The 20,452-nt window shown below is 57.5% G+C and carries 17 protein-coding genes, 1 tRNA gene and 1 pseudogene; 12 read left to right on the forward strand and 7 right to left on the reverse strand.

Annotated elements, in window-relative coordinates; all coding sequences use genetic code 11:
• Positions 1 to 296 precede the first annotated feature (296 nt).
• Positions 297 to 1,703, forward strand: a complete 1,407-nt coding sequence (locus I0K15_RS02905; protein ID WP_196103949.1) for a PIN domain-containing protein — start codon at positions 297 to 299, stop codon at positions 1,701 to 1,703.
• Positions 1,704 to 2,538: 835 nt separating this feature from the next.
• On the opposite strand, the gene I0K15_RS02910 is transcribed toward I0K15_RS02905, so the two are convergent.
• The gene (locus tag I0K15_RS02910) at positions 2,539 to 5,208 is read right to left on the reverse strand and encodes a hypothetical protein (RefSeq protein ID WP_196103950.1); all 2,670 of its coding nucleotides are present in this window, start codon (positions 5,206 to 5,208) and stop codon (positions 2,539 to 2,541) included.
• Positions 5,209 to 6,786: 1,578 nt separating this feature from the next.
• Here I0K15_RS02910 and I0K15_RS02915 point away from each other — a divergent pair.
• From I0K15_RS02915 to I0K15_RS02925, 3 genes are all read left to right on the forward strand, one after another.
• Positions 6,787 to 7,113, forward strand: a complete 327-nt coding sequence (locus I0K15_RS02915) for an H-NS histone family protein (RefSeq protein ID WP_196103951.1) — start codon at positions 6,787 to 6,789, stop codon at positions 7,111 to 7,113.
• Positions 7,114 to 7,837: 724 nt separating this feature from the next.
• Positions 7,838 to 8,689 carry a DUF4760 domain-containing protein gene (locus I0K15_RS02920; protein WP_196103952.1) on the forward strand — a complete coding sequence of 284 codons (852 nt, stop codon included), beginning with the start codon at positions 7,838 to 7,840 and terminating at the stop codon, positions 8,687 to 8,689.
• Between the two features lie 84 nt (positions 8,690 to 8,773).
• The gene (locus tag I0K15_RS02925; protein ID WP_196103953.1) at positions 8,774 to 9,511 is read left to right on the forward strand and encodes a hypothetical protein; all 738 of its coding nucleotides are present in this window, start codon (positions 8,774 to 8,776) and stop codon (positions 9,509 to 9,511) included.
• A gap of 3 nt (positions 9,512 to 9,514) precedes the next feature.
• Here the strand turns inward: I0K15_RS02925 and I0K15_RS02930 are convergent, their stop codons facing one another.
• Positions 9,515 to 9,841 carry a hypothetical protein gene (locus I0K15_RS02930; protein ID WP_196103954.1) on the reverse strand — a complete coding sequence of 109 codons (327 nt, stop codon included), beginning with the start codon at positions 9,839 to 9,841 and terminating at the stop codon, positions 9,515 to 9,517.
• Positions 9,842 to 10,030: 189 nt separating this feature from the next.
• Between I0K15_RS02930 and I0K15_RS02935 the strand changes: the two genes are divergently transcribed.
• From I0K15_RS02935 to I0K15_RS21205, 7 genes and pseudogenes are all read left to right on the forward strand, one after another.
• Positions 10,031 to 10,630: a recombinase family protein gene (locus tag I0K15_RS02935; protein ID WP_196103955.1), complete on the forward strand. Its 600-nt coding sequence runs from the start codon at positions 10,031 to 10,033 to the stop codon at positions 10,628 to 10,630.
• Positions 10,631 to 11,280: 650 nt separating this feature from the next.
• Positions 11,281 to 11,574 (forward strand): hypothetical protein, encoded by a 294-nt coding sequence (locus I0K15_RS02940; RefSeq protein WP_196103956.1) that lies wholly within the window; start codon positions 11,281 to 11,283, stop codon positions 11,572 to 11,574.
• Between the two features lie 24 nt (positions 11,575 to 11,598).
• The gene (locus I0K15_RS02945; protein WP_196103957.1) at positions 11,599 to 11,823 is read left to right on the forward strand and encodes a hypothetical protein; all 225 of its coding nucleotides are present in this window, start codon (positions 11,599 to 11,601) and stop codon (positions 11,821 to 11,823) included.
• Positions 11,824 to 11,888: 65 nt separating this feature from the next.
• A complete protein-coding gene (locus I0K15_RS02950; RefSeq protein WP_196103958.1) occupies positions 11,889 to 13,526 on the forward strand; it encodes a type IV secretory system conjugative DNA transfer family protein in 1,638 nt (545 codons plus the stop codon).
• Positions 13,527 to 13,568: 42 nt separating this feature from the next.
• Entirely contained in the window at positions 13,569 to 13,886 is a 318-nt protein-coding gene (locus I0K15_RS02955; RefSeq protein WP_196103883.1) for a hypothetical protein, read from the forward strand.
• A gap of 2 nt (positions 13,887 to 13,888) precedes the next feature.
• A complete protein-coding gene (locus tag I0K15_RS02960; protein WP_196103884.1) occupies positions 13,889 to 14,266 on the forward strand; it encodes a hypothetical protein in 378 nt (125 codons plus the stop codon).
• Between the two features lie 540 nt (positions 14,267 to 14,806).
• Positions 14,807 to 15,784, forward strand: a pseudogene (locus I0K15_RS21205) (recombinase family protein); the annotation flags it as partial.
• A gap of 93 nt (positions 15,785 to 15,877) precedes the next feature.
• On the opposite strand, the gene I0K15_RS20975 reads toward I0K15_RS21205, so the two are convergent.
• The 4 genes from I0K15_RS20975 to I0K15_RS02980 form a co-directional block, all read right to left on the reverse strand.
• The gene (locus I0K15_RS20975) at positions 15,878 to 16,114 is read right to left on the reverse strand and encodes a hypothetical protein (RefSeq protein WP_230374256.1); all 237 of its coding nucleotides are present in this window, start codon (positions 16,112 to 16,114) and stop codon (positions 15,878 to 15,880) included.
• 241 nt (positions 16,115 to 16,355) lie between these two features.
• Positions 16,356 to 16,431: transfer RNA gene (locus I0K15_RS02970), tRNA-Val, on the reverse strand.
• A gap of 12 nt (positions 16,432 to 16,443) precedes the next feature.
• Entirely contained in the window at positions 16,444 to 16,770 is a 327-nt protein-coding gene (locus I0K15_RS02975) for an HU family DNA-binding protein (protein ID WP_196103959.1), read from the reverse strand.
• Positions 16,771 to 16,812: 42 nt separating this feature from the next.
• Positions 16,813 to 17,268 (reverse strand): MarR family winged helix-turn-helix transcriptional regulator, encoded by a 456-nt coding sequence (locus I0K15_RS02980; RefSeq protein WP_196103960.1) that lies wholly within the window; start codon positions 17,266 to 17,268, stop codon positions 16,813 to 16,815.
• A 72-nt stretch (positions 17,269 to 17,340) separates the two neighbouring features.
• On the opposite strand from I0K15_RS02980, the gene I0K15_RS02985 reads away from it, so the two are divergent.
• Entirely contained in the window at positions 17,341 to 17,700 is a 360-nt protein-coding gene (locus I0K15_RS02985) for an antibiotic biosynthesis monooxygenase family protein (protein ID WP_196103961.1), read from the forward strand.
• Between the two features lie 349 nt (positions 17,701 to 18,049).
• On the opposite strand, the gene lon is transcribed toward I0K15_RS02985, so the two are convergent.
• On the reverse strand, positions 18,050 to 20,452 hold the full coding sequence (gene lon, locus I0K15_RS02990) for an endopeptidase La (protein ID WP_196103962.1): 2,403 nt from the start codon (positions 20,450 to 20,452) through the stop codon (positions 18,050 to 18,052).

Here is a 20,452-nt window from a genome sequence, read left to right on the forward strand (position 1 = left end):
CTGGCAAGGCCGCGCAAGCGGAGAGTCTACTTGCGGATGTGGAACTGGCTCAGCTGACCGGCAGACTTAGGGACCAGATGGATCTTGCGCAGTTGATGTGGCGTAGTGGTCTAAGTGATGCACTGGACCACGCCTATGAAATCGCAGTTCGCAATCAGCACGACCTAGGGGTTTGCCTGTCCTATGTCGGGCTGGTGCTAGGGGACGCTTTCGGCTCCAAAGCACCGCCTTTGCCCGAAAGTGCGACGGTCGCGCCTGGTAGCTTCGTTCGCTTGTCTCGCGAGAGCGGAGACCCCATGCAATTTGTCATCGATTCTGAGTCAGAAAATCTGCCAAGTCACCTTGCTGAAGATCACCAGATTGTAGCTAGAACGCTTGGATTGCAGGTCGGCGATGAGTTCGAAACGGAAAGCGGCCCAAGCCGTTTTCGCTGGCGCGTTGAAGAGGTTAAGTCCAAATATCTGCACCTGTTTCATGATCTGTCGCGCTCGATTCAGGACCGTTTCCCAGAGAACGGCTCATTCTATACCCTCACGATTGTGGACAACGACCTTACGCCAATTCTTGAGAGCGTTAAGGCGCGCCGCGCACAAATTGACAGGGTCGAAAAGCTCTATCGCGAGAACTCGATGCCGCTTGCGGCTGTTGCCTCGGCAGGCGGTGGGGACGCAATCGATTTCGCGCTTCATCTAGCGCAAAGCGGGCAACAGGTCTTCAGCGCAACCGGCATGGCCCAAGATGCACGTGTTGAGATCGTTCATGCAGCGCGCGCTGAAGAAAAGGGCGTCGTGTTAGACACTTACACCGCGTGGGTTCTTAGCAAACTCGGGCTTCTCAGCGCAACTGCCCAGGCCTTTCAACGTGTGATCGCACCAGCGTCACTCTTGGACGAGATCGCTGTGAAGATTGAAGACTTGGGAAATCACGAGGATGGGCGTCTCACCGCCAGTGCTGAAGACGATGAATTGGTACCTATTCATCACTCGGCCGAGGTCATTGAGGCTCAGGCGGCCGATCTTACGGACGTGGTTGCGGACATTAGGAAAAACGCTTCGGTACTAGGAATCGAAGCTCCGGTTGACATATCCGCTGAGCTCCGGCAATTGCCCGAGTTTCTCGGAACACAGTTTGACACACTGAGCGTGGCGCGGCGCGAAGGTGCAACTGTGCTCAGCGCGGACCTGCGCCTAAGGCAAGTTGCGGCGGGGGTGATGGAAACAGAGGCATTCGGTTTAGACGCCTTACTGGAGCATCTACGCAATCGTCGCTTGATCACGGACGAAGATAGGGCTGAAGCCCTTCTTACGCTCGCTGCTTTGCGCCACTCCTACATCGAGCTCACCGCACCAATGCTGCTCAAAATGCTGGAGATCGATGACAGCGACGGCTTGATGCGCTTCGTACAGGTCGCCGATTACTTCGGCCGAGCCGGCGGAGATGTCAGGAGTCATGTCAAGACCGCAGCAGCGTTCGCCTCGCTGGCATTTGCCAGAGGTCGACTGCGCCAGAAAGCATCAAAGGCCACGGGGCAGATACTGACAAATCTCATCCGCTTCGAGGACATTCAGCTCAAAGATATTTTGAACTTGTTCGCTCGGCTAGCTGATGATCCAGAAGTTACTAACTACGTCGCCGGATGGCTGAGGGGCCACTTTCTGATGGGAGTTTACGAAGCGCAGGTTGAAGCTGCCTCCGGACAGTGAGCAAACATCGCGCATTGCTGCTGCTCGAAGATACGATGACACTTGCGGATGTCCGTTTGCGTTTAGCCCACTGGTTTGTTCGGCACTGCAGCGAATGGCCGCTCTGCCGCCCATGCCGACGAAGAAGTCGATGCTGTAGCGCGGTAAGATCGGCGCTCAAATTGGGCCGCTTGCCCCTGCCGCGTCGGCGTCGGCAAGTCATAGCGAGCCTGTGGAGCTTCTGGACGGTGGTGGCCATCACGAAGCGGTCTATCCGCCGTAGAAGATGGTCCGCGAGAAGGTGTCTTCAATCGAGAACTTGTAGAACAGCGCACCCTGCGCAACCCGCTGCAGCCCCGGCGTCGATATCACCTCGAACGTTGATGAGTAGACGCAATCTGGACTTCGCGTCTACTTCAACACCTCGTTTTTCCAACGGCATTGCCTCTTCCTCGAATATGCTTGCCATTTCACGTGTGAAAAACTTTGCAAAAGTTTGTCGTACAGTCAGATGAGAGACAAGTATGAGCTTCAGATTTAAGAAAAACTTACCATAGATCGCCGCTTTCGACGTGTATATTGGCAAGGACGTGTTTCATCTTGTTGCCTTCGGCGCCGAGGTGCCGCTTGTTCTGCATCGGCAGATCAAGCGCCACGCCATCAAATCTACGCTCAAAGCGTCAGCACGGACACGACTCAACGGCGCAATTCGCTCGCTTACATGGAGACGATGCAGGCGGAGCCAATGTCACTCAAACCATGATCCGAAGAAGAGGAGGAGGCGTAATTCCTCCTCTTCTTCATTTTGGCCTAATTATGCGTCTTATCGACACAAGGATCAGATACTATGTCGTATTCAAAAAACCATCTCGTCTGGCTGCTCGACATAATCAAGAGTAGAAAAAACATTCAGCCCATTAGCTCCATCATTAAAGTCTAAGTGAGTCATATCAACTTTCTCGATCAAGAATTCGTCAATCGTATCAAAACCGATTATCGCATCAGAGGCAGCCAAATCTAGCTGCGCCTCTGAACCAAATTCGAATGTTTCGTTTCTCTCCAACGGAGGCTCATTATCGGGACCCATATGAATTCCAAAATCACCACTCTCCCAACCCCAGAATGAAAAATACCCAACCTGCTCATATCCGCTTGGATCGCCCGAAAAGATGTTAACTTGTAACGATTGGCCAGTTGCACCTAAGCCAACTTGAGCTTTTCCATTCAAAAAGGTTATCTCAGTAAATGATTTGTCAGTTTCAATCATGTTGAGATTCAAGCCCCCCACTACAATGTCACCGCGGCCATCTTTATCGACTATTGAATAGATTCCAGAAACGAGACTGTAGCGATCTTCACCGCTTTCGTCGGTAAGCCTTGAAATACCACCCGTCCATTCCCCCGTTACGTCATCAATGCCATCGAATACATAGTAATCGTCCCCACCGGCATCATCCATAATGCTGATGTCGTGCGTCTCATTGAAATTGTAAAAATCATTACTATGCGATAAATTATTTATAACTATAAGCTCCCCGCTGAAATAAAGAGGCTCCAGGCCTTGCACCTTAATGAAATTATCTCCGATAAATAGTGACCTTGTACCACCAGGATCATTGAGCACAAAAGAAAATTCTTCAGCAACAAAATGCTCAACACCCCTTACAAGCTCATCAGCACCACCAATTAGATAATAATCATCATCCCAGTAGAAATCACGATATAATTCACTGGCACCGCCCGACCAGAAATCATAGTCTCGCGTTAGTGAAAGTACATTCCAGTGAAAAAAGAACTCGTCGCCGGTGATATCATAATAATCATATCCATCACCACCATCGATTACGGAATTCAGAGCATACCAATCGGAATAAATATAATCATCACCCGCGCCAGCATCTAGATATCGAAAGTCTCCGACAATTTCTATGAAATCATTCGCGGACGTAGCAATCAATGATTCGATATTTTTCGCTAAGAAATTCTTAAATCCAAAATAACCATCAATTAAAGAAATCTCATTGGAGAGCTCATTTCCCTGGAGGGTCGATATTGAAGATAGGTCGAGCAGATCACCCGCCCCAGAAGCGGGATCACCTTGCATGCCTGCATCGATCGATATCCGCGGACTGCTTAGCTGAGGTACATCGGACAACTGAATGACATCATTATATTCTGTTAAGATCAAATCCTCGAAACCATATAAATAATCACCCCAAGGAAGTTCGCCCGGTTCACTAGCTTCTGTGTCTTCACCGGTAGCTACAAAGATACCAAAGTCATAGAAGGCACTCTCGTCGAGCTCCCTGAAAAAAATATTGATACCCAAGGCTCGATCGGAGCTGATAAAATTCTCATACGAGAAAGTATCATCTCCAGAGCCACCATCTACGAGCAAATCCGAGGCTCTTCTGGACGTCAGGTCATTCAGTCGGAATACATCATTCCCCTTTCCGAGATGGTAAATGGTGCTTGGATTGACAGAGCGAACATATGTGAGGTCGTCGAATAAAGATTCTTTATCACTGTTTATCCCAACGAAAGCAGATCCAATTGGAGATAGTGCCATACCTAGTGGCGCAAAAACAGTTTGATTGCCGGGCTTGAATGTGTTGGGCAAGAGATTGTAGAAAACTGAGAACCAGGAATTTGTCTGATCGACAAGTGCGGACTGATCTATGTCTAGTCGGTCAATCTGACCAGTGAAATACTGACTAATGAGATCTTCGATATCTGGGTCTATAAAGGCGCTTATAGCAGCAGCTTGAGCAGCATACATCATTGCAATAAGGTCGTAAGAACCAGCATCTTCCTTAAATACAAAGCTGTCTGATTGCCCACTTGATGTAAAAGTCCCTGAAACAGTGTCATCGTTCGGGTTAGGAAGAAGCCAATTCTGGTAATAATCTGTTATACCTAGAAAAGGAAAAAGGAGGGTTCCAGCCCAAGGTGCAAAGTTGCCAGAACCATCCCCGTCAATATCAAAAACTGTTGAGGCGACCGCTCCTGCATCAGCAATACCAAGCCCCATCAGATCTGGAAGCGTGCCATTGCTCAGAACGTCGTTAATGAGATTGAAACCAATGCCGTTAGATGCCTGCTGAGCTACCTCAACAGCGTTCCCCTCTCCCCCATATAGCTGGTACTGAATCTTCGTAAATTCTTGTATGAATTCCCCCTGATCATTGCTGTTGCGATTCACATCACTTGCGCCAGTAATCCACGTAAATGAACCTGGATCGACCCCTGGAGCCGGATCAAAACCATCACTGATCATCTGCAAGATTTCGTCGTAAATTGGGGCAACGAGGCCCACTTGAAATAGCCCGGAAACACTAGGGTCAGCCTCAAAATTGACGAAGAGGCGGTATTGATCTGTTTTTAGATCATTTTCAGGGTCAATAGACGAAACATTTGAACTTGCGGCGATAACGAGCGCGTCGTCTCGAAGGTCCCGTAAGTAACTCAGCTCTTCTTGTGAGAAAGTATATCCGCCATATCCGCGCTCGAAATTGTTAGAGCTCACTTTGAATTCTCCTTCGTTTTCGAATAGTTTAAGGGGATATATAACCCTCTATGGATCGCCTAATAATTCGGTCAATCTCAGCCAAATATAATTCTTGGCCAAGGTCTACAGAGAGTCGATAGTCAAGGTAGACGCCGGGGGCAATCTGGTAGTCTGTATCACACGATCGACGATTTGGATTTGATATGGCAAATGCTATATTCACACAATAAAATAGTAAATTAACTCCATTAGTGTCCTGGGAAGATTCGCCATGGAATGTTATGAAGTACGGCAAATCGGAAAGGGGGACTTCTCTATTATTCAGCGGGCGATCACAATACAATGAATTATCTTGATCGATCGAGCATCCATAACATTTTTCGATGAGTTCCGTTTCGTCCCAAGAACAGTATGATCCTTTATTACGAAAAATATCTGCCACCCGCCGGTTGGAATCTCGGACGCGGAGAGGCCCGTCATGACCGTAGATCCTCAAAATCACGTTTCCGGGTAGTTCGGGGGCAATATCCAGTTCGTCGAAGGTGGATCGATTGAGAATGAGACCCACCCGGTCCAAAATACCTGTTGTCTCAAGTTCGGGAGGTGTCGGTTGCACAAGTTTATGACGCGGGATACCGAGCTTGACCCCGGAAACCAGAATGACTTCGAGGAGCGTATTATCGTCTGGGGGCTGGAGAACGGCTGGTGCTTCGGCATATACGCTTTGCGCAGCGAGCAGTACCGAGACGGTGAGACACTTTAGATACATCGGAAATTCGCTCCTTCGCTACGCTTGTGCACTCTACGCCGCGAGCGAATGCTCTTCCTATGGTTAATCCTCGGACATTGCTTGTAAACACAGCTTGACTGTTCGAAAGCTAATACACCAGCGATTCTCAAGACGTCGATTCATTTCTAGAGACCAGGTACGCTCAGCGTCGCGCCGATTGATCGGGGCTTACCAAATCAGATAAGCTGATACAGCTGGATCGGGTTCAGCGTCGATACGCTGGCGGCATCCAATCCGCGGAGGGTTGGCCTCCATGGCTTGGTCGGGGTGCCAAGGGGTGTGACACATCCCTGGTCGATGGGATGGCTCCAAGGCAAGGGCAACTCCGACGTGCTCCCTTCCTGGTCCCGCTGAAGGCGTCTCCATGACATGGCGCGCATCCAATCTGCGCAAGGTTGGTCTCCACGACGTGGTCTTGGGTCCAGGGGGCAGGAACGCTACTTGATCGATGGGGTGCAGGGGAGAGCGAAGTCTTCTCGCGAGTGGTTGATCGGCGATACGATCTGTTGGCTCTGGAGCGGGCTGAATGCCCTGACAGCGCCAAAGGCCGGAGGGATGCAACGGGGGCGCGCAGCGGGACCCCTTGCCAAGATGCGTTGTATTACAACGCACATCTTGCCTTCGCGCTTATCGCTGATTTGCAGAGATGGAACATACGTTCGTATGCACTGATGAAACCATGTTTCTGGATCCGGTTTCAAGCGGAATTGCGGTCACCGGAAATGCGTTTCAAAGCGCCGCCTTTCCCCGGACTCAATGATGCCGTATAGGGCTTTGGGGACTACATGCAAAAAGGGACATGAGGCATGGCGAAGATCGATCTGGAAAAGCTCTCGCTGGAGGAGCTGAAGCAGCTGGAAAAGGACGTGCAGGCCGCGATTGTGAGCTTCGAGAAACGAAAGCGGGAAGACGCCTTGGCCGCTATCGCAGCGGCGGCAAAAGAGCATGGCTTCAATCTCTCGGACCTGGTCAGCGAGGAGAAGCCCGCAAAGGGCCGCAAGCAGCCGCTGCCTCCGAAATACCAACATCCTGAAAACCCCTCCAAGACCTGGAGCGGGCGCGGTCGTCAGCCGGACTGGATCAAGGACGGTCTCGCCAGCGGCAAGGCTCTGGATGATTTCCTGATCGCTTGATCAAGCTCACTGCAGTAGCAACCGGCTCTGTCAAGAAGCGTACCATGTTATATGCATTTCGGTTAAACCCTTGGGGCGATGCGCACATTGTACATGAAAAAAGTCACCCCAATAAGCTACAGGCGATGGTGTCAGGTCTAAACAGTGAGGTCCGTGCTAGATGACGAATAGATAGAAGGCTCGGCAAGCCAGCTCACACCAGATGCACCGGTACCGTCCCGCTTAACATGTCCAGCGGAACGAAAGAGCGATCAGCGACTTCGGAGTGATTTTCTGCCACCGATTCAATTGGTTGTACGAAAGCTAAAAATGCCCCTCTCTTGACATCGCACCTCACTCAGTTCATAGTGGTAGGGTAGCTCACATTCGCGTGATGTCGCGCATTAATAACTTGTCCCGCGAATTCTAGAGAGCAAATCTTAACCTCGGTTAGATATGTCATTCGGCGCGGCGGTGTCGCATATCTGCTTATGAAAGGAGTGCAAGTATGCATGCGCTAACAAAAATTTTCCGCGAAGGTACCGGTCCTGCGCCTCTCTCGAGTGCGTTGGATATGCTGCCCGCAGACGCGGAGGGAACAGGACCTGCCCCATGTCTTTTGGAAGGCACTGGTCCGTGAAGTAGATCGCGCCACACAGCACTTGATCTTCTTTAAGAAGTAGTCTAGAAAACAGCTCCGCTCGCGGAGCTGTTTTTATTTATTCTACACCTTGGGAGAATGAAGTTGCTTACAATCTCCAGAAAGGAATTTGCTGTTGCACTACTAGTTTCAATTGGAGCTACAACCTTTTTAGTCTTGTCTTACGCAGCAGTTGATTATGCTATTTTAAGACACCTACCAAAGCAAGCCTATCTCAGAATATCTGATAATATTACTCCAATAGTTATATTATTTTCCGCAATTACAGCCGGTACACTTGCCATGTTCAATATGGAAAGCGCGCGAAGAACAGCGCGTCTCCAGGAGACTCTCAGAGTTATAAATAACTCAGAGCTTGATAGAGAATTTATAAAAGCCCGAAGCGCGTGGTCACAATACAAAGGAAACGGCGACATAGAATATGATGAAGATCTTGCAGCCGTAATTGCGATCATACTTCTCAAAACCATTGCATCTAGCCTAGAGAGAAAAGCCCTTCAAATTGAGCATGTAGACGTAGATAAGAAGGAAAGACTCAATGAGGAGGTAGAGAATCTTAGAGATATCTCAAAGGATACAGAGCTCTTGAGAAGAGAGCTGCAGGATGGTATTTTTGTAATAACTTACCTCAATAGCTTCGAGCTTATCGCCATTGGGATTAATAAAAAGATTATCGATGAGGAGATGTATAGGCAGTGGCATGAAGGTCATTTCATAAATGTCTGGAACTGTTCAGTCGCCGCAGTCGGTGTTCTGAGGTATGTAAAGAAAAATAAGCGGTTATTTAAACAGTGGGAGCGCGTTGCCCGCCAATGGTCGGGAGAGAAAGGGGAAACGATTGCGGTTGTACCCCAATACAACTCTAGGCAGCTCGCCAAAATTACAATCGATTATCATGCAACCAAAAAAGCTTTGCGCAGAGAGCGCGAAAATTAATTCTCAACCCATCGCAAGATATGAATCCAGGGTTGCCCAACCCTGATTTAGAATTAATTAATAAATTTCTGTTATAATTCCACCATGGATAATTATGACAGTGATAAGTTGGCGCGTGACGCTAAGGCTGCTGTAGATCACGATGATCTACAGAATGAGATTGCAGGGCGGGAGGTTGGCCGCCTGAGCCGCTTCTTTGCGGAAGCCGCACGGAATGCGGCAGAGCAGCAACGCAAGGAGCGCGAGCGCTCACACGAGCAGACCGCGCTTCAACTCATACTGGCCAAGAATGCGGAATATGCCGCGCTGTATCGCGACACCATGGATTTGTTGGTCAAGGCCGAAGCCGCGACCGAAACCGCGTTGGCACAGGCGGATACGCGCCGTATCGAGGCGAAAGAGGCGCTGGACACCCTTCTCGCCAATGCTGCACGTCTGGAAGACGGCACGGTTGTCTTTCTCGATGCGCAAGGGCGTGTGCGTGATGAAGCTGGGGCTGTGCTGGAGGACATCTCCGCAGACGCGGTGTCATGGCCGGACGGAGCGCCCCGCTATGAAAGCTTTGAGGCTGTCCGGGATGCATCGGAGACTGCACAGGCCGCATACGATCGTATTCTCCACTACCAGGTAGATGTGCTCGGCCATGCGCGGGACCGCCTGAGCGATGAGGGCAATCCTCCGGATCTGGAGGAGTTGGAAGAGATCAATCGCGTCATTCGCGAGGATATGCCGCCGTCCATCGGCCGCGAGATGGCGGCGTTCGAAGCCGACGTGCCGGAGACGGCGATGCCAACCGCCGCGCTCGATATTCCAAAGCTCTGATTTTCATTCTTCTCCAAAGCTGCCGCAGGCATCCTGGATCACGGCTAGAATGATCGCCTGCGGATGCAGGTCCGGGTATTGAGCCATGACAGTGCGGATCTGCTGGTGACGCTCGGCCTGCAGAGCTTGCGTTTCATACCACCCGTTTATGCAGGTCATGATGTGGTCGTGCTGACCCGTCTGGGAGGCAACGATGTTCGTCATGACAATCGAAGTGCGAAAGAAGGAGTCCTGTGCGCTGTCCTCCCAGCTCAGAACACTTGCACTGGTAAAGTCGTCGGCTTGAACAAGCTGGGGATAAGTCAGCGCTATTCCGAAAAGCGCCTTCATCAGAAGCTGTCTGGATGGGATCATAATCGAAGGATTTTGATCACGAAGGCAGTTTACTATGATTATTCGAATTTTGTATATTGATGTGGCAGAACTCTGCTGTTCGCAGGGCTCTTCTCTCGCCGCAGACCCAACGCCACCGCCCGGCTCAGAAAGGTTCGTTTCTGAGCAGCGGAAAGGCGGTGCACCATGACGGTCTGGCCCATCATCGAAACTTCGGGGCAGCGCATCGGCTATGCCCGTGTCTCCACGAAGGACCAGAAGCTACGGATGCAGCGCGATGCCCTCAAGGCCGTCGCCTGTCATGCGATCTACGAGGATCACGGGGTCTCCGGGGCAAAGGCCAGCCGCAGCGGTCTCGATGCCATGCTGGGACAGCTGAAGGCCGGAGATACTGTCGTGGTCTTCAAGCTCGACCGCCTGGGCCGCTCCGTGTTGCATCTCGCCGATCTGCTGGTCCGCTTCGAGCGGGAGGGCATTCACTTCTGCTCGTTGAGCGAGGGGATCAATACGGCCACGCCCGGCGGCAAGCTGGTCTATCACCTGTTCAGCGCCTTTGCCGAGTTCCAGCGCGATATCATCGCCGAGAACACGCAGGCCGGGCTGGATGCGGCCCGCCGCAGGGGCAAGAGGCTGGGTCGTCCGCCTGTGATTGATCTGGAAACCGTATTGGAAGCGCATCGCCTCATTGCGCAGGACGATGTGAGCCTGGCGGAAGCGGCGCGTCGGCTGGGGGTCTCCCGTGCAACGCTGGGGCGGGCGATCCGGCGCGTGGAACAATCTCCGTAATCGCATGCCATCCAGGACAATGTGCGAATTGCGCTGTTTTCGGATCACGCGCGGAAACTTTTTTCGCGCTGGAAGTAACAAAATGCGCCAACCCCTTTCGTTCACGTCATATTGACCCGATATACATAGGTATACCAAGTTGATTTCTTGCCGTTTCGGGAGCTGATCTCTCGATCTGGCCCTAATTCAGGAGTGCATCATGGCACAGTCGCCCTTCGATGCTCGCCCCGCGAACTATCGCGGCAGCACACATATCAGGTGCGGTCCTTTCAGTCCGGCGTTCCGGCGAGCCTTGTCAGCGCCCTAGGCCAGACACAACCATACTAAGAGACCGCCAATCGAATTGGTGTGATGCGAATAAGCCCAATGCGAATGCGTTTTGGGCACTAGAGAAACTCGGCCTGGAGGGCTTGGAAATGAAGCATGCAATGTCGGCTGAATTGGCGCAATTCAGGGCTCAAGAAGTTTCTTTGCCTTAAAGATCAATGCCATCGCCGAATTTAGCGATTTCGGGCATTTGTTTCGCCCTTGATCGCACCCCGGCGAAGCCGAAATGACTGAGTAAGACAACAATCCTGTCTTTTCGACCGGAATAACTCGGCCCCCTTGGGCCGGGAACAGAGTCGCCTACGAAAGTGAAAGGAGTTGCTATGCAGAATAACGATCCCCGGGATCAAATGCCTGGACCGGGTCGCGATATGCGGGGTGGGTTCAAGACCATTGTGGCCGCGATGATCGCCCTGCTGCTCGGCGGTTTAATGGCCAAACACACCGTGGATTACATCGCCATGGTTGCGGCCATGAGCTACCCGCCCGAAATCGTGGACCTTTTCGAGATCGCCTGGACGCTTCTTTGCTACCCGTTCGTGTTCTTCGCAGCGCGGGCCAGCGTCCTTTTCGCGGTCACGGCGGCAGGCGTCTATCTCGCCAGCCGCCTCATGTAACCGAAGCCAATCAAGGAGATGAACATGGCTGAACTTCCCGAATACATAGAAATCAAGCCGATGAAGGCCCTGCGCAATGGCATGCTCGGAGGCAGTGGAGTCTGCGGCTTCGTCGCATGGGGTGCGCTGCAGGGAGGACACGGCGGCACGTTCCTGATCATGGGCGCTGCCGGTGCGATCCTTCTCTACATCGCCACCAAGATCAAGACCACCAAGAAGCTGAAGCGCTACGGCGGGGTCTACGAGTAAACCGATGTTGTCCGCCGGGCGCTCGCGCAGCGCCCGGCGGTGTCGTTTCCAGGACGGAGCCTCCCATGACCTTCGATCAGCATGCCTATGGTTCGGCCCGCTTCGCCACCGCTGCCGAGATCCGCGCCGCCGGGTTGTTCGGATCGCGCGGCCCGGAGTTCGGGCATCTCGGACGCAAGTTCCTGCGCCACTGGAATGGCGGTGGGGTGCGTGTGACAGGCGGATCGGGCAGCGGCAAGACCAGCCAGATCGTGGTGCCCGTGATCCTCGGAGCCCCCGACGCCCGCTTCGTCGTCCTCGACTTCAAGAACGGCGAGATCAGCCGGATCATCGAGCCGCACTGCGCCCGGGCCGGGATCCCGTTCCATACCATCGATCCCTACGGCGTGACCGATCTTCCCAACCAGCGCGTCTCGCTGCTCTCCCACCTGACGCCGGGCTCCGCGATGCTGGTCCCCGACAGCCAGCGCTTCTGGCGCGCCCTCCTGCCCGACAGCGGCGGGGACGGGCGCTTCTTCGACCAGACCGGTCGCCGCTTCGGCGATGCCATAACCCGCATGGATGTCGCCCTGCAGGGCGGCACGTCGTTCACCGCGCTCTACAGCCTGGTGCTGCTGGCCCGCGCCGACTTCGACGCCTTCCTGCGCCTCCCCGAACAGGCCAGCGACCGCCTGCCGCCCGATGTGCTCGCCACCTGCGCCGAGATGCGGGCGATGTATGACGATGCAGCCCGCACCTTCGAGTCCGTCATGGCGGGCCTGACCAACAGCCTCGCCTTCATGGCCGATCCCAACCTGCAGGCCACGCTGGTCGATGACAGCCTCGCCGATGCTCCGCTCTCGGTGATCGCCGATCCGGAGCCCGGCCCGGTCATCGTCTCCCTGATCTTGCCTGACGAGCTGCTGGAGGTGCTGGCTCCGATGGTCCGCGCCTTCATCTCCGCGATCCGCACCGCCAAGAAGGCCCGGCCCGATGCGCCGCCCGTCCATCTCCTGATCGATGAGGCCGCCCGCATGGGCCGCTTCGAGGAACTGGCCAAGATGGTGGCCGTGGACCGCGCCGCCGGGATCGTGCCCTGGCTGTTCTACCAGGACGATGGCCAGATCGCCCGCAATCTCGGCCCCACCGGCAAGGCGACGCTGGAGGCCAATGCCGCCCTGATGCTCGATCTCGGCGGCGGCATCCGCGACTATGAGACCGCCCGGGCCCGCTCCGAGACGCTGGGCCACCGCACCCTCGCCATGGCCGATCCGCTCACCCAGACCCGCGCACGGGCCCAGGCCCAGGAGCTGCGCCGCCGGCTGGTGCTCGAAGGCGCGGACCCGCTGGAGATCGGACCGAAGCTCTGGCAGCTCGATTACGAGGCCAATCACCGCACGCTGATGCGCAAGGCCCTGATGGAGCCCGAGGAGCTGCTGAGCCTGCCCGCCGACCGGATGCTGGTGCAGGCCCGCGGCTACCGCCTGCGGCCCTTCCTCGCCGGAAAGCGCCCTTACTTCACCCAGGCGCGCTTCGCCGGGCGGTTCTTCCCCAACCCGAACGAGGACCAGGATCTCGGCACCGTGCGCATCGCCACCCGCTGGGGCATGCGCCGCCGCCGGATCGTCGAGGCCCCGCTGCCGGATCGCCTCCAGCACCTCCCGCAATATGCGGGCGGCCTCCGCCCCTTCCGCCATGTCGAGGGCTTCGCGCCCGCGCCGTAACCCGCCAACCCGAGAGACCATCAGCAAGCAAAGGAGACCACCATGTCCGATGATCGCAAGAAGCAGCCCGTGGAGCATCTGCGCGAGGGCGCCCTGCGCGCCAGCGTCTGGGAGAACCCCGGTCCCCACGGCCCACAGCACAAGGTCACCTTCAGCCGCACCTACCGCGACCAGGACGGGGCCTTCCACGAGACGGGCAGCTTCGGAGCCAAGGATCTGCTCGGCCTCCAGCACCTGGCAGGCCGCGCGCATGATGCCTTGCGCACCCGCCGCCAGGACCAGCAGCGCGATCAGGCCGAGCAACAGCCTGCGCGGGACGGCAGCCGCACCCGCCGCCGCGACGAAGACCGGGAGCGCTGAGCATGCCGGACAAGAAGCCGGACTGGATGACGGATCGCACAATCACCCAGACCTTCACCCAGTCGGCCGATCCCAAGGCCGACTGGGTCCGCGAGGGCAAACCCGATCCGGACCAGGTCGCCCAGGCCGGCATCAAGACCCGCGAGAGCCTGGCCTGGCTCGCCGCCCAGCACCCGGAGACCCCGGCACCCGCCTATCGCATCGACGATCCCGGCCTCCGCGACGATGCCGACCGCGCCACCCGGCAGCAGCACCAGTCCCGCATCGCGGCGCTGCACCGCCGCTTGCAGGCGCGCGCCTTCAAGGGCCGGGAAGACTTTGGACTGGCGCAGGCCCCGCGCCGCCGCGCGCGCGGCCAGGACCAAGGTCAGGAGAGGTAATTTGCATAATGCAACCCATGGATGTTAAACTAAAGGAGAAGGATCGGAACAAAAAGCGCGCTCAGATTACGGTGCGCCGCAATAACCACAAAAATGATCCGGGATTGGTCAACCTGCCTCAACGGGCAGCATCGCCAGATCCATCCAAGGCAAATCCGAACAAGGCCCCCTCCGGTCTCACCGCCGGGGGACAGGCACAACTGCGTCAATCGAAAGGAGGCTGAGGTGATGGATGGCGGTATGAAGGGGGATGGGAAGATGATCCGGCACTTCGGAGCGGCGACCCGGACCGCAGAAGGTAAGACGGTCTGCATTGATGTGTCACGCTATGAACATCTGCTGGAGGACCCCAGCCTGAACGAGGAGCAGCGCAAGCAGGTGTTGCAGGCCCTCTGGACCATCATCGTCACGTTCATCGATCTGGGCCTGCAGATCGAGCCGGACGAAGAAAGCTGTGGAAAACCCGACGAAGACGAAAGCCATCCGGCGCAAGATGATGCAAAACAGTAGGATTACATAACGAACACAAGGATGAAGGAGATGACAACAAACCCAAAGACCAAAGACCCGGGACAGGCGGCCATCATTTATTGCCGCGTCTCCACGACACGACAAAAGCTCGAAGGGGGCGGCCTGGATAGCCAGGAACACCGCTGCCGACAATATGCGCAGGACCGCGGATACACGGTGGAGGCGGTGTTCCCCGACGATACGTCGGGTGGCGGCGACTTCATGAAGCGGCCCGGTATGGTTGCCCTGCTGGCCTTCCTCGATGCGCAGAAGGACCGGTCCTTCGTCGTCATATTTGACGATCCGAAGCGGTTCGCCCGCGACACCGAGTTCCACATCAAGCTTCGCCGGGAGTTCGCAGAGCGCCGAGCCACCATCGAGTGTTTGAACTTCAACTTCGAGGACACGCCCGAGGGCCGCTTCATCGAGACCATCATCGCTGCCCAGGGCCAGCTGGAGCGCGAGCAGAACAAGCGCCAAGTGATCCAAAAGATGAAGGCCCGCGTCGAGAAAGGCTACTCGGTCTTCCATCCTCCCATTGGCTACCGCTATCAGCGGGATCGCATCCACGGCAAGATATTGGTCCGCGACGAGCCGGTTGCGTCGATTGTGGCCGAAGCGCTGGAAGGCTTCGCCGACGGGCGCTTTCGCTCACAGGCCGAGGTGAAGCGTTTCCTCGAATCCAAGCCCGCATTCCCCAAGGGGAAGACCACCGGTGAGGTCACTTTGACCAAGATCCTGGAGATGCTCCAGCGCCCCACCTATGCCGGTTATGTCGAGGCCCCCAAATGGGGCGTATCGCTCCGTCGCGGCCATCATGAGCCTCTGATCAGCCTGGATATGCATGAGCGGATCCAGGAGATCCTGAAAGGCAAGGCCCGCGGCCCGACACGCGCCGATACGCATGAGGACTTCCCCCTGCGCGGCTTCGTGCTCTGCAATGAGTGCGGCGAGCCCATGACGGCCTGCTGGTCGAAGGGCCGAAGCAAGCACTACGCCTACTACCTCTGCGACACGCGCGATTGTTCCCAGAAGCGAAAGTCGATCCCGCGCGCCAAGATCGAGGATGGGGCACGGGATATTCTCCGGGCGATGCAGCCGTCACCGGGCTTGTTCAACACCGCGCGGGCCATGTTCCGCGATGCCTGGGAACTGCACCTCGCAGAAGGCCGTGAAACGCAGAAAAGGCTCGAAGACGAGCTGAAGGCGACCCAGGCCAAGCTCGATTCGGTCCTGGATCTCATCGTGGAGGCCGGCAACGCCTCGACCGTCGCCGCCTTCGAACAAAAGATCGAGAAGCTGGAACGAGAGAAGAACGTTCTGACGGAAAAGATCCAATCCGCGCAGCCCGCAAGGGGACGCCTGAACGAATTTATCGAACCGCTCCTGGGGTTCTTGTTAAACCCCTGGAATATTTACAAGAACGGAGGACTTCATTTGAAGAGGGTCGTGCTCAAGCTCGCGTTCGCCCAACCCCTTCGGTATGACCGAAACGAGGGTTATCGAACCGCCGAAATATCGTTTCCATTCAAAGTGTTAGATGGGGCTCTGAACCATTCCCGGCATAGCGAGTCCGGTTTGGTGGGCGGTGACGGACTCGAACCGCCGACCCATTCGGTGTAAACGAATTGCTCTACCAACTGAGCTAACCGCCCCTGCCCCGCGCTCTACTCCGCCGCGGCAGGGCCTTCAAGCCCGTTTTCGGTCGGATCCACCGCAGCGCTCTTCGCGGGCATCAGGCGATAGATCTTCTGCGCGTCCGGCCGGTTCGGCGTCTTGATGCGGATCCGCCCCAGCGCCGGGTACTGCACATCGCGCCCGTCGAGGAGCGCCGTGCGCATCTCGGCAAAGGCGGTGTCGAGGGTCGCACGAACCTCCGCCTTGTTGCGGCCGGTCAACTCCGCAACGCGCTCGACCAGCTCCCGCTTGCGCAGCATCGGCGGGGTGTCGTCGGTCTCCGGGGTGTCGGGCGCGTCGTCGGGAGTGTCGATCATGGCTCGTCCTGTTCAGATGGGCCCTCGCTTTCCCTCCTGAGGCTAGGCGGAGTCAATCGCGTCGTCACCGTCGGTCTGCAGATTTGCGATGGCGCGGTGCATGAGTGCCAGGAGCTGCTCGGCCTCCGCATCGGAGAAGCCCTTGGTCGCCCGCGCATTCTCCCGCCCCGCCGCCTGTGTCGCGGGATCGCGCAGGGCCCGTGCCTTTTGCGTGAGGAGCACGCGGCGGCGGCGGCCGTCCTCCGGATCGGGCACCCGTCGAATCAGCGCGTCCCGCTCCATCCGGTCGAGGGTCGCGGCCATGGTGGGCTGTTCGATGTCGAGCGCGCGGGCCAGTTCGGCCTGCGTCTGACCGTCCTGCTCCCACAATTCCAGCAGCGCAGGGAAAACGCCGGGCGACAGGCCCAGCGGCGCGATCGCCCCGGCCAGCCGCTGGGCGAAGAGGCGGGCGAGGTGATTGGTGACGTAACCGGGGGAACTCTGTTTCGAGAAGGGCATGGGGCGGAGGCTAGACTTCCATAGCCTCCTATGCAAATATACATAGCATGCTATGTTACAGGAGAGAGCATCATGACGACATTCCGTAACGCATTCGCTGGCGCCCTGATCGCCGCGAGCCCCGTCGCCGCGGACGTGACCCTCATCAACCTCTTCGAGGTGCCGCCGGGGCGGGAGGCCGAAACGCTGGAGGCCTGGGGGGCTGCGCGCACCTTCCTCAGCGGGGAGCCGGGCTACATCGACACGACGCTGCACCGGGCGCTGGACCCCGAGGCGCGCTACACCTTCATCAACGTGGCCCATTGGGAGAGCGCGGAGGATTTCACCCGCGCGATCCGGCGGATGCACGCGGCCGGGGTGTTCCCGCAGATCGAGGGCGTGGTGATCAACCCCGCGCTCTACCGCGCGATGCGGCGCGACGGGGCGGAGTGAGGTGTTTGATGGGGGTGGTCCCGGAGCGGTTGCGCCTGTCGGGACCACCCCGGACTTGATCCGGGGTCTTTTTGCAGCGGTGCGTTGCAGGGTGCAGCGTGATCCGCGGCGTGCTTTGGAGCGAGCCGTCCCGGCTCTGCGGCCGGGACGGTCTCAACAAGAGCGACCGCCCCGGACTTGATCCGGGGCCTTTCGGAGCGGTGTGCTCCACGGTGCAGCGTGATCGAGAGGTGCTTCGGGGGCGAGCGGTCCCGGCGCGGTGGCCGGGACGGTAGCTATATATCCGAAGGCAAGTAAAAGGCCCCGGGGCGGGATGCTCCGGGGCCTCTTGTCGTTTCGGCTCAGGCGCTTAGTGGGCGCCGAGGCCCGCTCCGGCCTGCGGACCCTCGGCGCGGGAGGCCACGAGTTCCGCTGCCTCGTCCCACTCGGTGGGCTCCGGCATATGGGTCAGCGCGGTCTTCAGCACCTCGGTCACGTTGGAGACCGGGATGATGTCCATCCCGTCCTTCACGATGTCCGGGATGTCGGCGAGATCCTTGGCGTTGTCCTTGGGGATCAGCACCGTCTTGATGCCGCCCCGCAGAGCCGCCAGCAGCTTCTCCTTCAGTCCGCCGATCGGCAGCACGTTGCCGCGCAGCGTGACCTCGCCGGTCATGGCGACGTCCTTGCGCACCGGGATCTGCGTGAGCACCGAGACGATGGAGGTCACCATCGCGATGCCCGCGCTCGGCCCGTCCTTGGGCGTGGCGCCCTCGGGCACGTGGACGTGGATGTCGAGCTTCTCGAACTCAGGCGGCTTCACGCCCAGCTCCACGGAACGGGAGCGGACGTAGGAGGCCGCAGCGTCGATCGACTCCTTCATCACGTCGCCGAGCTTGCCGGTCGTCTTCATCCGGCCCTTGCCGGGCAGGCGCAGCGCCTCGATGGACAGCAGATCGCCGCCCACCTCGGTCCAGGCGAGGCCGGTGGTGACACCCACCTGATCCTCCTCCTCGGCGAGGCCGAACTTGAAGCGCTTGACACCCAGGAAGTCGGAGAGGTTGTCGGCGGTCACGACCACCTTCTCGGTCTCCTTCTTCACCAGGAGGGTCACGGCCTTACGGCAGAGCTTGGCAAGCTCACGCTCGAGGTTCCGTACGCCCGCCTCGCGGGTATAGGTGCGGATGATCTCCAGCAATGCCTCGTCCTGCAGCTCGAACTCGCCCTTCTTCAGGCCATGGCCCTTCTGCTGCTTGGGCAGGAGGTGACGGCGCGCGATCTCGGCCTTCTCCTCCTCCGTGTAGCCGGCGAGGGTGATGATCTCCATCCGGTCCAAGAGCGGCCGCGGCATGTTGTAGGAGTTCGCCGTGGTCAGGAACATCACGTTCGAGAGGTCGTAGTCGACCTCGAGATAGTGGTCGTTGAACGTGGCGTTCTGCTCGGGATCGAGCACCTCCAGCATGGCGCTCGCGGGATCACCGCGGAAGTCCTGCCCCATCTTGTCGATCTCGTCGAGCAGGATGAGCGGGTTCGTGGTCTTCGCCTTCTTCATCGACTGGATGATCTTGCCGGGCATGGAGCCAATGTAAGTGCGGCGGTGGCCGCGGATCTCGGACTCGTCGCGCACACCACCCAGCGAGATGCGGATGAATTCACGGCCCGTGGCCTTCGCCACCGACTTGCCCAGCGAGGTCTTGCCGACACCCGGCGGGCCGACGAGGCAGAGGATCGGGCCGCGCAGCTTCGAGGAGCGCTGCTGGACCGCGAGATACTCGACGATCCGCTCCTTCACCTTCTCCAGCCCATAATGATCGGCGTTCAGGATGTCCTCGGCCCGGCCTAGATCCTTCTTCACGCGGGATTTCACGCCCCACGGGATCGACAGCATCCAGTCGAGGTAGTTGCGCACGACCGTGGCTTCGGCGGACATGGGGCTCATGTTCCGCAGCTTCTTGAGCTCCGCCTCGGCCTTTTCGGCGGCTTCGGCGGACAGCTTGGTCGCGGCAATCTTTTCCTCGTACTCCGCGACGGCATCCTCGTTGGTGTCGCCGTCGCCGAGCTCCTTCTGGATCGCCTTCATCTGCTCGTTGAGGTAGTACTCGCGCTGCGTCCGCTCCATCTGGTTCTTGACGCGCGACTTGATCTTCTTCTCCACCCGCAGAACGGAGATCTCGCCCTGCATCAGGCCGAAGATCTTCTCCAGCCGCTCGCCGAGGTCGGCGGTTTCCAGAAGCTCCTGCTTTTCCTCGATCTTGGCACCCAGATGGCCCGCGACGGTGTCGGCGAGCTTGTGGGCCTCGGAGATCTCGCCAACGGCGGCGACGGCCTCGTCGGGGATGTTCTTGTTGAGCTTGGCGTAGCGCTCGAAATCCTGCGCGATGTTGCGGGTGAGCGCGTCGACGGCCTGCTGGTCGCGCACCGTCTCCTCGATCTGCGTCGCGTCGGCCTCGAAATAGGTGCCGTTGTCGCGGATCGCGTCGAGGCGCTGGCGCGTCTTGCCCTCGACCAGCACCTTCACGGTGCCGTCGGGCAGTTTCAGGAGTTGCAGGACGGAGGCGAGGACGCCGGTGGTGAAGATCGAGCCGGTGGTCGGCTCGTCCTCGCCCGGATCCTTCTGCGCGGCCAGCAGGATCTGCTTGCCGTCGCTCATCACCGCCTCGAGGGCCTTCACGCTCCGCTCGCGCCCCACGAAGAGCGGCACGACCATGTGCGGAAACACGACGATGTCGCGCAACGGCAGCACGGGAAGCGTGATGTTGGTGGTCTCGGTCAT

The organism is Pontivivens ytuae, from assembly GCF_015679265.1.
GTDB lineage: Bacteria > Pseudomonadota > Alphaproteobacteria > Rhodobacterales > Rhodobacteraceae > Pontivivens > Pontivivens ytuae.

Coding starts and splice junctions, on each gene's coding strand:
- I0K15_RS02945 (WP_196103957.1), top strand. CDS start 11,599: ATGGCTGAACTTCCCGAATACATAGAAATCAAGCCGATGAAGGCCCTG.
- I0K15_RS02955 (WP_196103883.1), top strand. CDS start 13,569: ATGTCCGATGATCGCAAGAAGCAGCCCGTGGAGCATCTGCGCGAGGGC.
- I0K15_RS02925 (WP_196103953.1), top strand. CDS start 8,774: ATGGATAATTATGACAGTGATAAGTTGGCGCGTGACGCTAAGGCTGCT.
- I0K15_RS02915 (WP_196103951.1), top strand. CDS start 6,787: ATGGCGAAGATCGATCTGGAAAAGCTCTCGCTGGAGGAGCTGAAGCAG.
- I0K15_RS02950 (WP_196103958.1), top strand. CDS start 11,889: ATGACCTTCGATCAGCATGCCTATGGTTCGGCCCGCTTCGCCACCGCT.
- I0K15_RS02940 (WP_196103956.1), top strand. CDS start 11,281: ATGCAGAATAACGATCCCCGGGATCAAATGCCTGGACCGGGTCGCGAT.
- I0K15_RS02980 (WP_196103960.1), bottom strand. CDS start 17,268: ATGCCCTTCTCGAAACAGAGTTCCCCCGGTTACGTCACCAATCACCTC.
- I0K15_RS02905 (WP_196103949.1), top strand. CDS start 297: ATGCAATTTGTCATCGATTCTGAGTCAGAAAATCTGCCAAGTCACCTT.
- I0K15_RS02985 (WP_196103961.1), top strand. CDS start 17,341: ATGACGACATTCCGTAACGCATTCGCTGGCGCCCTGATCGCCGCGAGC.
- I0K15_RS02930 (WP_196103954.1), bottom strand. CDS start 9,841: ATGAAGGCGCTTTTCGGAATAGCGCTGACTTATCCCCAGCTTGTTCAA.
- I0K15_RS02960 (WP_196103884.1), top strand. CDS start 13,889: ATGCCGGACAAGAAGCCGGACTGGATGACGGATCGCACAATCACCCAG.
- I0K15_RS02935 (WP_196103955.1), top strand. CDS start 10,031: ATGACGGTCTGGCCCATCATCGAAACTTCGGGGCAGCGCATCGGCTAT.
- lon (WP_196103962.1), bottom strand. CDS start 20,452: ATGACCGAGACCACCAACATCACGCTTCCCGTGCTGCCGTTGCGCGAC.
- I0K15_RS02975 (WP_196103959.1), bottom strand. CDS start 16,770: ATGATCGACACTCCCGACGACGCGCCCGACACCCCGGAGACCGACGAC.